Genomic DNA, 13,136 nt, shown 5'->3' on the forward strand with positions numbered 1-13,136 from the left:
ACGCCGCAAGGCACGGCCTTCGGCCGCAAAGCAGGCTTGCTTCGCCGCCCAAGGCACGGCTTCGCCGCGAGGCGTGGGTTGGTCGCTGCTGCGGTCGGGGTGGCTCAGGCTGACGGGCTCTGGTCGAGGCCGAGGGTGTGGATGACGTCGTGGGCCATCTGGATCGCGTAGCTCTGGCCGCGGTCCTGCGGGTAGATCTGCGACATCGTGGCGAGCGTGACGCCGGGCATCGACGTGGTGTGCTCCGGGATCAGCGCGCGGTACTCGGGGGTGACGACGGGCTGGGCGAAACCGGCCTTCGAGAAGTGCCAGTCCTGGATCCACGACTCGTCGAAGTCCGGATTCAGCTTGCGCAGCCACGGGATGTAGCGCGACAGCAGCTCCGAAGGCTCGGTGGTGAACCGCCAGTCGTCGCGCGGCACGTAGTTGCCGACGTAGACGACGTGGCGCCCACCGTACTCGGCGCGGTCGACCATGTTGGTGTGCTCGACGACCGCGAGGAACGGGAACTCGGTGTCGTTGATGTTGAGCCAGTAGTACGGGATGACGCTGCGGTCGCACTCCAGCACGAAGCACGTCGCCCCGAGGTACTGGTTGCGCCACAGCACGTCGTCGGACTCGATGTCGGCGGCCTTCGCGAACACCGGCTGCGGCACGGTGACGATGAGCCGGTCGAACTCGTAGGCGGTGCCGTCGGCGGTCTTGACCTCCACCGACGCGGGCTGGCGGATGGAGGTGACGGGCTTGCCGAACTCGACGCTGCCGCCGCGTTCGGTCACCGCGTCCAGCAGCGCCCGGTACACCTGCTCGAAGCCGCCGTGCACGTAGCCGAGCCCGAAGGTGCGGTAGTGGATCCGCGCCCACAGCCACGCCATCGACACCTCTTCGGCGCGGTCGCCGAACTTCCCGGTCAGCAGCGGTTCCCAGATGGTCCCGGTGACGCGCGGCCCGGCCCAGCGGCGCATCCAGTCCAGCGCGCGCACCGAGCCGAACCGGGAGCCGTCGCGGACCGCCTTGAGCGCGGCGGAACTCGCGCCGAACCGCAGCCGGTCGAGTATCGAGAACTTCGGGAACTTCAGCATCTCCACCGGGGTGCCGAACGGGTGCAGCTCCCCGTCCAGGTACACGCCGGTGGTGGGGGAGTGGAACCGCAGCTTGTCGGCCAGCCCGAGCTCGGTGATCAGGTCGATGATCGCCCGGTCCGTCTTGAAGCTGTGGTGGTAGAAGCGCTCCAGCGGGGTGCCGCCGACCTCGATGGACGCGGCGAGCCCGCCGAGTTCGGCCGACGCCTCCAGCACGGTGACGTCGTGGCCGGCCTTGACCGCGTCGAACGCGGCCGTCAGGCCGGTGGCTCCGGCGCCCACGACACCCAGCTTCATCCGAAACTCCATCTCTTGTTGATCAGGTATTGCAGGACCACGACCAGCGGGATCGCGGCGGCCTTCACCAGGTTCGGGTTCAGCCCGAGCACCGCGGAGCCCAGGTGCAGCAGCAGGAACGTCAGCGCCATCCCGGCGAGCCCGACGCTGTAGAACCGGGCGAAGCGCAGCGGCAACCGGTCCGTGGTGCGGAAGTTCAACCAGGCGTTGAGCGCGAAGTTGTTCGCGATGCCGATGCTGGTGCTGATCGCGTTCGCGAGCTGCTCGTGCAGGCCGACGGTGTTGAACAGCAGCAGGAACACCAGGTAGTCGAGGGTGACGCCGCTGACGCCGATGATCCCGTAGAGCACCAGGGCGCGGCTGGGCCGCGGCAGCCTCGGCGGGCGCGGCTCAACTCTGGTCATGCCGGATCACCTTGCGCACGATGTAGAGCGGGCGCTGGCGCACCTCGTCGTAGATGCGCCCGACGTAGCTGCCGATCACGCCGAGCGAGAGCATCTGCACGCCGCCGAGGAACAGCATCACCACCATGATCATGGTCCAGCCGGACACGGTGACCTGCGGCAGGAACACCCGCATCGCCACGGCGTAGAGGATGCCCAGCGCGGCCAGCGCGAGGCTGAGGAACCCGATGCGGGTGATCAGCTTCAGCGGGGCGGTGGAGAACCCGGTGACCCCGTCGGCGGCTAACCGCACCATCTTGCGCAGCGGGTACTTCGTCTCGCCCGCGGCTCGCTCGTCCCGGTCGAACAACACCTCGGTCTGCTGGAACCCCATCGAGGCGACCATGCCGCGGATGAACCTGCTGCGTTCGCGGAATCCGCGCAGCTCCTCCGCGGCCCGGCGGTCCAGCAGCCGGAAATCCCCGGTGTCGACGGGAATGTCCACTTCGGCCAGGTTGTGCAGCAGGCGGTAGTAGGAGTGCGCGGTGAGCCGCTTGAAGCGGGTGTCGCGGCGGGTGCGGCGCCGCGCCGACACGATCTCCGCGCCCCGCGTCCACGCGTCGATCATCTCGATGCTGACGCGCGGCGGGTCCTGCAGGTCGGTGTCCATCACGATCACCGCGTCGCCCTCGGCGTGGTCGAGTCCCGCGGTGATGGCGATCTGATGGCCGAAGTTGCGGGCGAAGTCCAGCACCCGCACCCGCGGGTCGGCCTCGGCCAGTTTCCGCAGCACGGCCAGGGAATCGTCGGCGGACCCGTCGTTGACGTAGATGAACTCGTAGTCGAAGTCCGGCCGGGTGTCGATGGCGGCGATCAGCTCGCGGTGGAAGCGGCGGATGCCGTCCTGCTCGTTGTAGACCGGGAGCACGTAGGAGATGAGCGAACCCGTTGCCGCCTCCTCGGTCCGCTGGTGCGACGGCACCGGCACCGCTGGGCTGATCGTTTCGGCCACCTGACTCCCCCTCATCACCGCTCGCCCTGCGTGGACGCCGAGCGCGGCTGATCGGTTGCCCGGCCGCCGGGGACCCGTCGCGGGCCTTCCGGGCGCGGAACGCCGCAGGTGCCCGGCGTGGCCAGTTTTGCGCATCCGCGGGGACTTTCGCACCGAGATCGTGTGATCGTTATGCGTCGGCCCGGCGAACGCGGTGATCACGGGCTTGCGGCGGCTCGGCGCGTCACCGGATCGGCGGGTGCGGCGGGCGCGGTCACGGATGCAGGTTCCCCTCCTCGAACGGGTACTCGCCGTCGCCGTCCGCGCCGCCTTGGCGCACTCGGCGGGTCGTCCGGTCGTAGACGTCGCGGTCCAGGTCGTAGCTCACCGACAGCACGTGGCCCCAGGTGAAGCCGGGATCGCCGCGCAGCCTGCTCGGCGTCTCCCACCTGCGGGATTGGGTGGGAACTCCGGTGAACACGCCGCCGTAGGACGGGTCGAACGCCATCGAGCCCTCCCCGCCGGGCGGGGTGATGAGCAGGCCGGGGCTGTCGGCGGTGCCGTGCGAGACGCGCGGGTAGTCCACGTAGCAGGGGAACAGGAAGCTGATCGGCCAGTCGACCAGCGCCGGAACACCGCCGTCGAGCACGTCGCGCAGCGGCACCACGTCGCGCACGGCGGGCCCGCCGAACGCCAGCCAGCCCTGCTCGTCGGTGGTGGCGTCGGTGGCGCGCAGCCGCACCCGGTCCGCGCCCGCGGGCAGGTCGGCGGCGTCGACGGTGATCAGCCGCCAGGGGCGGAAGTCGCGCCAGTCGGCGGCGCGGCCCATCCGCGGGTCGTCGAACGGGAGCTGGCGCGGCGGCGGATCGCGCAGCTCGCGGGAACCCAGCGCGCGCACCTGATCGGCGGCTTCGGGGCCCGCGGTGTTCTGGCCGAACTCCACGCGCAGGTCGTTGCCCTGCTCGGGGCGCCCGGCGACCCACACCGACAGCTCCTGGCCGGAGCGCAGCGCGGGCAGCTCGAACCAGCCGGTGGTGACCTCGCCGGTGGTGCGCGGGCCGTCGGCGAGGCTGTCCCACATCAGCGGGCTCGCGTCGGTGGGCTCGGCCTCGGCGCCGGTGGGGCGCAGCGCGAGCTCGTCCGGCGGGCGGCGCAGCAGCGGTTCCTGCGGGGGCCGGCCGGGACGGCCCTGGTTGGCGACGAAACCGGCGGGTTCGCGGCGCGTCTCGTCCGGCGCGTCCTGCTCGGTGTCGTCCAGCGGTCCCGCGGTGAGGGCGAGCGTGCCGTCCTCGGCCAGCGGCAGCGTCTCCACCTCGTTCTCGATGCCGCAGCTGCGCGCCCGCACGCTGTCCCAGCTGGAGCGCCCGACGGAGAACGCGCCCGCGTGCGCGGGAGCCTGCAGGAACGAGCCGATCAGCACCGCGACCATCACCAGCGCCGACGTCGTGAACAGCGCCGTCGCGGGCAGCGTCCACGCCCCCGCCAGCGCCCGCAGCCGCACCAGCCCGAACGCGACGACGCCGACCAGCACCGCCGCCAGCAGCCACGGCAGCGGACCGTCCAGCGGCAGGTCCAGCGGACGGGTCGCCGTGTCCGACCACGGCACGCCGAAGTCCGAGTACTGCCACCACGAGTTCGGTCCCTGGAACGCCAGCGCAGCCGCCCCGGCACCGGCCACCGCACCGGCGACGCCGAGCTGCCGGGCCTCCCGGCGGGCGTTGGGCAACGAACCGACCCGGGCCAGCAGCACCACCGTCGCCGCCAGCAGCGCGGGCGCGACCCCGGCGAGCGCGCCGAAGTGGTGCGTCCACTTCGACGGCGTCAGCCACAGCGTCGCGAACACCGCCAGCACCGCGCCGATCAGCAGCGGCAGCTCCGGCATCCGCACCGCGCGGTGCAGCCGCCGCAGCACCCCGGCCGCGGCCAGCAGCACGGCGGCGAGCACGAGCAGCACCGCGAGCCGCTTGCTCGCGGTGCCCCACGTGCTGGTCCCCAGCAGCGACGAGTAGCGCTCGATCTCCTCGTACCAGCCGAGGTTCGGCCCGAACTCGTTGTGGATCGCGGTGGCCCGCGCGAAGCCGGTCCAGGTGGAGTCCGCGAACATCGCGACCACGCCGACCGACCCGAGGCAGCACAGCAGCACGGCGCGCGTCGGCACCGCCATCCAGCGCGGCAGCTCGCCCGGCAGCAACAGGAGCCGCCAGATCCGCGGCGCGAACATCAGCACGATCAGCACCGCCGCGATCCCGGTGGGCGTGACCGCGACGGTGAGCCCCGCCAGCAGCGCGGCCCCGCCGAGGTGGCCGAACGGAGCCCGCACGCCGGGAGCGGTGGCGCGCAGCAGCAGCGCGAGAACGGCGGCGGTGCCGAGCGCGACGAACGCCTCCGGCCGGATGCCGAGGTCGAACGGCAGCCAGCAGGCGAGGAAGAACACCGCGGTCAGCAGGTGCACCCCGGCCCGCCGGACGCCCCGGCACAGCGGGGCGACGATGCCGTGGCTGAGCACCAGCCAGGTGAGCATTCCGGCGACGACGCTCGGCACCCGCAGCCACGCCGGGGCCAGGCTGTACTCCGAGACCCAGCGCATCAGGTGCTGCACCAGCGTGAACGGCGCCTCCGAGGCGTTGAACCAGCGGTAGAAGTTGCCGATGTCGCCGGTCGCGGCGTGGTTGCGGATGGTCAGCATCGCGAAGCCGTCGTCGTCGCTGATCGGCCCGATGACCAGCCACAACGCCAGCACCACGGCGACAGCGGCATCAATCAGGAGTAATAGCGAGAGGTCGAAGCGGATGCGACGGAGGGCTGCTCGCCGGATTCCCGCCCACGTCGGCGGGGTGTGCGCGATGAGCAGCAGCAACGACGCGGCGGCCAGCACGATCGCGAACCCGGTCAAGGACAGCTTCAGCGACGTCGGGGCCGTCTCGAACCAGGTGTAGGTGCGGGCCGTGACCGACAGCTCCGCGGCCTGCTCCGGTGGCAGCCCGGTGCTGAACGTGAAGATCTCCGGCGCGGGCACGCCGGGCAGCGCGATCGGCGGCAGCGTCCCGACGGTGATCGTGGAGCGCTGGGCGTCGGCGCGGACGGTGAGGTCGCAGTCGGCGGGCAGCGGCGGCAGCGCCACGGCGCGCTCGCCCATGATCAGCTTCGGGGTGCCGCCTTCGGCGCTCAGCAGCAGGCCGTCGCGGTCGCTTCCCGGCGGCACCGTCGCGAGCACCATCGTCGGATCCGGCCGGTCCAGCGCGGACCGCAGCACGGGGCACGGGACGTTCGCGGTGAACTGGGCGGGCCGGTACGGGGCGAGCAGGGCGGTGGTGGACACGGCGGGTTCGTCGGCGGCGGGCCAGCTCACCTCGCTGCGGTCGGCCCACACCGGGGCGAACGGCAGCGCGAGCGCGCAGCTCAGGCCGGCCGCGCCGAGCAGCAGCGCCACCACGTGCGCGATCCACCGGGCGCGGCGTGCCGCGGGGGCGGGCAGCGCGTCGAGCGGACGGCTCGGCGGCGCCCCCGGTCTTTCCCCGGGTGTTCCGTCCGAGCGGATCGGGCTGCTGGGCTCCACGACACCGTCCTCAAGAAGATCTTCCCCGTCGCCGCGGGATCATTCTTGCGCACGCGTCAGGCCCGGCTCCGGTTGCCGCCGGGGGAGCCGGTCTTCCCGCCGGCGGTCAGAGCGATTCGTCGAGGAAGGTGGCGGTGTCGCCGGGGCTCAGCGCCGCCGCGCGGAGCCGGGTGAACGCGGTGTCGTACCAGTCGGTCTGGGCGGGCCCGTCGAGGTAGTCGGCGTTGACCAGGTTCTCGATGTAGACCAGCGAGCCGGGGGTGGGCTGCTCGAAGCGCAGCAGGTGGAAGGTGGTGCCCATCGCGGCGTGCGCGCCGGTGCCGAACGGCAGCACCTGCACCGTGATGTTCGGCCGCTCGGTGAGGTCGCGCAGGTGGGCGAGCTGCTTGTGCATCACGGCGCAGCCGCCGACCTGGCGGCGCAGCACGGCTTCGTTGAGCACGGAGGTGAGCACCGGCGGTTCGTCCTTGCTGAGCACCGATTGGCGGTCGGCGTTGATGGTGACGAGCCGTTCGAGCTCGTCGGCGTCGCGGCGCGGGTCGGTGGCGAGCCCGACGGCCTTCGCGTACTCGGGGGTGCGGAACAGCGCGGGCACGAGTTCCGACTCGTACGTCGAGATCGTGGCGGCGATGCTTTCCATCGCGATGAATCGCTGCGCCCAATCGGGAACGCGAATGTGATTCCGTTTCCGCGCTTGGCGGGCGAGTTGCACAACGGTGTCCGCGGAGTCGCCCGCCACCCCGTAGCAGTCGATGAGCAGCCGGACATCTCCCGGTCCGATGGTGGCCTTGCCCGTCTCGATCTTGCTGATTTTCGGTTTGGTGCATTCCAGTGCGATCGCGGCCTGTTCCTGGGTCTTTCCGCAGCTCTCGCGCATGTCCCGCAGAAGCCGGCCCAGCTGCAGCCGGGCGACGGGCGGGCCGGTGATGCTCATCGGTGGCCTTTCGAGCGAATTGTGTGATCACCACCAGTTCTTCCAGTGCCGGGACCCGAAGGCAATCAAGATCATCCGAATGGGTAGTTCCTTGTGGAATGAACTCTCTTTATCGTTCAGGTACACGGTTTCGTTTCGGATGTCGATCGTGGTGCGCGAACGACGCGGCGGACCGGAATGCCCCGGATTCCTCCCGGTGGTTCCGCGCCGCGCACCGCCGTCCGCGGCGACGAACGAGGAGGTTCGCGGTGTTCATCAGGTCAGCCGGCCCGGTCGCGTACTGGCGTCCGGCGCAGGGCGAGCGGCACGCCTTGTCCCCGGAGCAGCGCCCCTACCCGGGGCAGGCGCGCGAGGCGTTGTGCGGGCTGCGGCTGACGGTCACCGAACCCACCGACTGCGACTGGTTCGCCGAGACCTGCTCGGACTGCCTGGTCCGGGCCAAGGCGCTGCGCGACGCGCGGGAGCAGGCGTGATCGCGGCGCTCGTCGTCGCGGCGCTGCTGATCGCGCCGGCGCTGCTGCTCCCGCTGCGCGGCGGGACGGGCGAGCACGCGCACGCGGGGCCGGGGACGGTCACCGTGGACCGGCTCCGCACCGCGCCGCCGCCCCCGACGGCCGCGGCGGCGATCGACGTCGTGCCGGACGAGGAGATCGCCTGGCCGGTCGACGAGCCGGAGCACGTGGGCAAGCACCGGCTGCGCACCGAGGAGTGGGCCTGCCACCGGTTGGCGACGCTGCTCGCGCTGCGCGCCCACCACGAGCGGCGTCCCGTCGTCCCGAGCGGCCCGTCGCCGCGCGCGGATATTCGCTTGCACGGCGCCGTAATCTGAACGACGTGATCAGCTGACGTAGCAGCCCGCTCGCCGACCTCGGCCCGGTGCTCCCGAAGACGGTGCTCCCGAAGACGGGGACCCCCGGTGGCCTCGGCGCGAACTCCGCGCCCGCGGTTCGGCACGAGCGCTCGCCGGTCTCCGCCCGAGACCGGCGCCTTCGGCGTCCCCACCACTCGTCGCGCGGTTGTTTCCGCGGCGGAGAACGAGGTTTCCATGTCAGCCACGATCGTCCTGATCCACGGTGCGGCCAGCACAGCCGCGATCTGGGGCCCGCTGCAGCGCGAACTGGCGTTGCGCGGTCACCGCAGCCTGGCGCCGGACCTGCCCGGCCACGGGTCGAACGCTCACCACCCGCCCGGCTTCTACCAGGCCCCGCAGGACCTCGACGAGTTCGCCACCGCCCCCTCCGCGCTGGCGGGCGTCGGCGTCGACGACTACGCCGACCACGTGGAGGCGCTGGTCCGCCGCGTCGCCGAGCACGGCCCGGTGCTGCTCGCCGGGACCAGCGCGGGCGGTGTCCCGATCACCGCGGTCGCCGAACGGGTCCCGGAGCTCGTCGACCGGCTGGTGTACCTGTCCGCGTGGTGCGCCGTCGCCTCGGACTCCATCGGCGAGTACACGGCTTGGCCGGAGCGCGAGGGCAACCTGTTCGACCGGATCCCGTGGCCGGCGGTCGGCGATCCGGCCCGGCTCGGCGTGGGCCGGATCAACCTGCGCAGCTCGGATCCGGAGCTGGTGCGCGCGGCGAAGGCCGCGATCATGGCCGACGGCACCGACGACGAGTTCCGGGCGTTGATCGACGTCATGGAGCCGGACGTGAACTTCCGCATCGGCGCGGAACCCCGGTTCGCCACCGCCGCTCGCTGGGGCCGGGTGCCGCGCACCTTCGTGCGGTTCACCGCGGACGAGTCGATCCTGCCCGCCGAGCAGGACCGCATGATCGCCGAAGCCGACGCGTGGGCGCCCGCGCAGCGGTTCGACGTGCGGTCGATCGATTCCAGCCACGCCGGGTACTTCTGCCGTCCGGCGGAATTCGCCGACCTGCTCGGAGAACTCGCCGCCGAGCTCGGCTGAAGCAGCGCGGAGCCGGGCCGCCCGCGAGGACGGCCCGGCTCGTCAGCGCCGGATCACCACGGCGAGTCGGAGACCCCGCCGGTGGCCTCGTCCAGCACGACGTAGCCGTGCTGGAAGTCGACCTGCGTGCCGCCGTCGACGGCGTGCGGGTTCTCCGTGGGGTAGCCGAGGTAGCCGGCCTGGCGGTCGAGCTGGTCCCAGCGCTCCAGGATCGGCCCGGTCAGCCAGTGCGCCCCGGACTCCCAGGACCAGTAGGCCGCGCCGGGTTCCTCGTCCTGGCCCGCGAATTCGTTGTAGCGACCGCTGCCGTCGGCGACCGCGAGCTCGTCGGTCGTCGGGTAGCCGAGCGCACCCGTCTCCCAGCCCTGCGCGGCCCAGGCGTTGCGGATCTCGCCCTGCACCGAGTGCGCCCCGGTCGACTCGGACCAGTAGACCGAGGCGCCGGCGTCGTCGCGCCCGTCGAAGTGGTTGTAGGCCCCGGCCCCGTCGGCGGTGACGGAGGTCGTCTTCGTCGGGAAGCCGAGGTAGCCGATCTCCCAGCCCTTCGACTCCCAGAACGTCCGCACCGGGCCCCACACGCCCTGCGCCCCGGTCGCCGGCGTCCAGTAGATCGAGGCGCGGCCGGTGGCGTCGCTGCCCGCGAAGTGGTTGTAGCGGCCCTCTCCGCCGGGCGTGCTCCGTTCGTCGAACTCGGCGGCGCCCAGCACGCCGTAGCCGCCGACCGCGTTGTAGCGGGCCGCGATGTCGCCGTGGATCTCGGTGACGCCGGTGGCGCCGGTGTGGAACAGCCAGCCGTACTGGAACTGCTGGTAGGTGGTGTCCCCGTCGGTCTTCTGCGAATCGACGGGGTCGCCCAGCAGTCCGCGCAGCGCCGCGTCGTTCCAGTAGCGGTCCTCGATCGGGGTGAACGCCTGCTGCTCGGCCTGCCCGGCGGGAGCCGGCGCCGCGGCGGCGGTGGCCGGACCGGCGAGCGCGATCGGCACGACGGCCGCGGCGAGCATGATTCCCCAGCGAGTGGTCTTCACGACGATCCCCTTTTCTGTTGCCCCACAAGGAATTCTGTCGATGTGGAACACGCCCGGCGGCGTCCGCCGGTTGCCGGGGACGGCGACGTTCACCGGTTCGGCCGTACCCGCCGGGGACATCGCACTCGAACGCCGCCACGGCCGATCTCGTGAAAGCCGCGCGGTGCGGCGACCCGACGTGGCAGAAAGGAAGAGGTGCGCCTGACGGACCCCACTCCGTCAGGCGCACCTCAGCTCGTCGCGGCCCGATTACCGGGCCGCACAGCGCAGAACTCGGCTCACTTCGGGAAGTCGAAGACCTTCCCGGTGGCGCGGTGCCAGTCGATGTGGCCGAGTTCGAACTCGGTGCTGCGGCCCCAGGTCACGTCGTGCTCGCCCCGCACCGGGTAGCCGAGGTAGGACCGCTCCCAGCCGAGTTCGGCCCAGCGGGCGCGGATCCCGCCGTAGACCTCGACGGCGCCGGTCTGCGGCGACCAGTAGACGGAAGCCCCGCCGGTTCCGGTGAAGTGCGCGTACCGGCCACGTCCGTCCGGAGTGGACAGCTCATCGGTGGTCGGGTAGCCGAGCAGCCCGTTCGGCCCGCTGAACTCGATGTAGCGGTCGCCGATCGCGCCCCGCACGGAGTGCGCGCCGGTCTCCGGGCTCCACACGATCCCGGCGGCGAACTCGCCGTCACCGTCGAACCGGGCGTACTTGCCGCGGTCGTCGGCGGCGGTGAGCTCGTCGGTGGTCGGGTACCCCAGCGGGCCCGCCTCCCAGCCCGACGCGGCCCACTTGTCGCGGATCGCGCCCTGCACGACGTGCGTCTCGTTGTCCCTGGTCAGGTAGATGGACGCGCCGCCGCTGCGGGAGAAGTGGTTGTACGCGCCGAGCCCGTCCGGCGTTGCCGCGGTGTCGCTGGTGGGGTAGCCGAGGGCGTCGCCCGCGCCCAGCTCGGTCCACTTCTCCAAGATCGGCCCGCTCAGGTGGTGCGCGCCGGTCTCGCCGGTGAAGTAGATCGCCGAAGCGGTCTCCGTCCCGTCGAGGCTGATGAACTCGTTGTAGCGGGCGCCGCCGTCGTCGACGGTCTCGTCGGTGGTGGGCACGCCGATGACGTCGTGGCCGCCGAGCGCGACGAACCGGTCGAGGATGCCGCCGAACACGATGCGGGTGTCGGTGTCCGGCGTCCAGTAGAAGCGGGCGTGCTCGTACTCCCGCCACCGCAGCGAGTCGCTCTCGACCTCTTCGTCGCCGAGCGGGTTGCCGATGGCGTCCTTCACTTCGCGGGGCAGCGCGGAGTAGCGCTCGTCGATGGCGCCTTCGCCGGGCGCGTCCCGCTCCTCGGTGGCGGGCGCGCTCGTGGTGGGTGCGCCGCTGGGCTCGGGCGCGGCACTGGCCGGCTGCTCGCTCGACCCCTCCACCGCGTTGCGGAGGAGGCCGTCCGGCGCGGTGCCCTCCGCGGTCGTCGCGGCGCCGCGGGTCGTGGTGGCGGACCCGCTGATGAGCTCGCTGATCGGCTGCGCGTGCGCGGCGCCGGGCAGCACGCACAGGACGCACAGGGCCGCGGCGCTGAGGGCGGCTCCGGCGAATTTGGTGACGGTCACTCCTGACCCCTTTCGAGTCGTCACCCCTTGATCGCCGGCGGGGTTCGAAAGGTTGCAGCCTGTTACCGTTTTGAGTCCGAGTTTCCTATCGCAACATGTTTCGGACTTTTCCGGCCGAACAGTAACGATCTTGATGTTACTCGGAGTGATCGAGATCTTCGCTGGTAACGGGAAGTTCGTCCCGGATTCCGGGCCTGATGGCGGCTCTGAGAACTACGGTGCGCGATCAACTTTCCGTCGCAACCGTCCGTGTTCGAGCCGCGCGCCGCCCGGCTGCTCGTTCCGTCGAACAGCGCTGCAACCGGCCCGGAACGAACCAGGCCCCACGGGGCACCGGAATCGCGCGCCGTCCTCACCGCGCTCGATAGCGAGGGTGAGCGCAACGTAGCGACCCGTTCACAGCGGCAGCACAGGCCGGCAAAGCGGTGGGGGTGAGCTGGAACCCCACCCCAGGAAGGACACCGCCCATGAGCATCTACGACGAGATCGGTGGCACCCCGGCGCTGGAGCAGGTCGTCGCCGCGTTCTACGAGAAGGTCCTCGCCGACCCGGAGCTCGCCGGTTTCTTCACCGGCACCAACATGTCCCGGCTGCGGGGCAGGCAGGTGGAGTTCTTCGCCGCCGCGCTCGGCGGCCCCGAGCCGTACCGGGGCGCCCCGATGAAGCAGGTCCACCAGGGCCGCGGCATCCGGCAGCCGCACTTCGACCTGGTCGTCGAGCACCTGTCCGCATCGTTGGCCGCGGCGGGCGTCGAACCGGCCACTGTGGACGCGATCCTGGCCGTCGTCGCCCCGCTCTCCGCGGACATCGTCACCCCGTCGACCTCGGCGGCGTGATCCACCAGGGCACCGGCCAGCCGCACGCGTCCACCCCTGCCGAGCCGCCCGCACCCCCCGGCGGGCGGTTCGGCCAAGGTGGCCGCCGATCAGCGGGCGCCGATCAGCGGGCGTCGGTCGTCTCGCACCGCACCTGCGGCGCGGCCTCGGTGCCGGAGGCGACGCAGGAGACGCCCAGGCCCTCGGCGGGAATCGGGTAGCTGAACACGGTCGGCGCTTCCGGGGCCTCGCCGACGGAGAACTTCAGGACGGTCGGCTTCCAGGAATCCGACCCGTGCAGGGTCTTGGAGTAGTACGTGGTGCCGGGCGCGACGGCGGTGCCGAAACCCTCGCCGTCGGCGGTGAGCTCGCGCACCTGCAACCAGTAGTTCCCGGCGGTGTACTCGCCTTCGCCCTCGTGCCCCGGGGCGACGGGGGGCGCGTCCGCGGCCTGGTGGCCCGAGGCGGCGGCGGCACCGCCGAGCGCCACCACCGCGGCACCGGCCGCGATACCGGAGAACAAGATCTTCCTGGTGCTGAACCGCATGTGCACTCCTCGCTTCG

12 protein-coding genes are annotated in these 13,136 nt (G+C 71.8%); 4 read left to right on the forward strand and 8 right to left on the reverse strand.

The window, feature by feature from the left end; genetic code table 11:
* Window positions 1–104: 104 nt before the first annotated feature.
* The 5 genes from ACWD38_RS10120 to ACWD38_RS10140 form a co-directional block, all read right to left on the reverse strand.
* The gene (locus ACWD38_RS10120) at window positions 105–1,379 is read right to left on the reverse strand and encodes an NAD(P)/FAD-dependent oxidoreductase (protein WP_450123873.1); all 1,275 of its coding nucleotides are present in this window, start codon (window positions 1,377–1,379) and stop codon (window positions 105–107) included.
* Entirely contained in the window at window positions 1,376–1,783 is a 408-nt protein-coding gene (locus ACWD38_RS10125) for a GtrA family protein (RefSeq protein ID WP_184483819.1), read from the reverse strand. Before ACWD38_RS10125 ends, ACWD38_RS10120 begins: the two co-directional genes overlap by 4 nt.
* Complete coding sequence (locus tag ACWD38_RS10130) at window positions 1,770–2,774, reverse strand: glycosyltransferase family 2 protein (RefSeq protein ID WP_450123874.1); 1,005 nt, start codon at window positions 2,772–2,774, stop codon at window positions 1,770–1,772. Before ACWD38_RS10130 ends, ACWD38_RS10125 begins: the two co-directional genes overlap by 14 nt.
* Window positions 2,775–3,027: 253 nt before the next feature.
* Window positions 3,028–6,309 (reverse strand): arabinosyltransferase domain-containing protein, encoded by a 3,282-nt coding sequence (locus tag ACWD38_RS10135; RefSeq protein WP_450123875.1) that lies wholly within the window; start codon window positions 6,307–6,309, stop codon window positions 3,028–3,030.
* A 106-nt stretch (window positions 6,310–6,415) separates the two neighbouring features.
* A complete protein-coding gene (locus tag ACWD38_RS10140; RefSeq protein ID WP_184483815.1) occupies window positions 6,416–7,243 on the reverse strand; it encodes a helix-turn-helix domain-containing protein in 828 nt (275 codons plus the stop codon).
* A gap of 248 nt (window positions 7,244–7,491) precedes the next feature.
* Between ACWD38_RS10140 and ACWD38_RS10145 the strand changes: the two genes are divergently transcribed.
* The 3 genes from ACWD38_RS10145 (at window position 7,492) to ACWD38_RS10155 (ending at window position 9,149) form a co-directional block, all read left to right on the forward strand.
* Complete coding sequence (locus ACWD38_RS10145) at window positions 7,492–7,716, forward strand: zinc finger protein (protein ID WP_184483813.1); 225 nt, start codon at window positions 7,492–7,494, stop codon at window positions 7,714–7,716.
* Window positions 7,713–8,072, forward strand: coding sequence for a hypothetical protein (locus ACWD38_RS10150; protein WP_184483811.1), 360 nt, complete (start codon window positions 7,713–7,715; stop codon window positions 8,070–8,072). The genes ACWD38_RS10145 and ACWD38_RS10150 overlap by 4 nt, the downstream gene beginning before the upstream one ends.
* A 216-nt stretch (window positions 8,073–8,288) precedes the next feature.
* Window positions 8,289–9,149, forward strand: coding sequence for an alpha/beta hydrolase (locus ACWD38_RS10155; protein ID WP_184483809.1), 861 nt, complete (start codon window positions 8,289–8,291; stop codon window positions 9,147–9,149).
* A gap of 53 nt (window positions 9,150–9,202) precedes the next feature.
* Here ACWD38_RS10155 and ACWD38_RS10160 read toward each other — a convergent pair whose 3' ends face one another.
* Together ACWD38_RS10160 and ACWD38_RS10165 are read right to left on the reverse strand one after the other, a co-directional pair.
* Complete coding sequence (locus ACWD38_RS10160) at window positions 9,203–10,174, reverse strand: LGFP repeat-containing protein (protein ID WP_343071621.1); 972 nt, start codon at window positions 10,172–10,174, stop codon at window positions 9,203–9,205.
* 278 nt (window positions 10,175–10,452) lie between these two features.
* Window positions 10,453–11,757: a hypothetical protein gene (locus ACWD38_RS10165; protein WP_450123876.1), complete on the reverse strand. Its 1,305-nt coding sequence runs from the start codon at window positions 11,755–11,757 to the stop codon at window positions 10,453–10,455.
* A 467-nt stretch (window positions 11,758–12,224) separates the two neighbouring features.
* Here ACWD38_RS10165 and ACWD38_RS10170 point away from each other — a divergent pair, with 467 nt between their 5' ends.
* A complete protein-coding gene (locus ACWD38_RS10170) occupies window positions 12,225–12,593 on the forward strand; it encodes a group I truncated hemoglobin (RefSeq protein WP_184483805.1) in 369 nt (122 codons plus the stop codon).
* Between the two features lie 103 nt (window positions 12,594–12,696).
* On the opposite strand, the gene ACWD38_RS10175 is transcribed toward ACWD38_RS10170, so the two are convergent.
* Window positions 12,697–13,119 (reverse strand): hypothetical protein, encoded by a 423-nt coding sequence (locus ACWD38_RS10175; RefSeq protein WP_450123877.1) that lies wholly within the window; start codon window positions 13,117–13,119, stop codon window positions 12,697–12,699.
* Between the last annotated feature and the right edge of the window lie 17 nt (window positions 13,120–13,136).

The organism is Saccharopolyspora sp. NPDC002578, assembly GCF_053592695.1.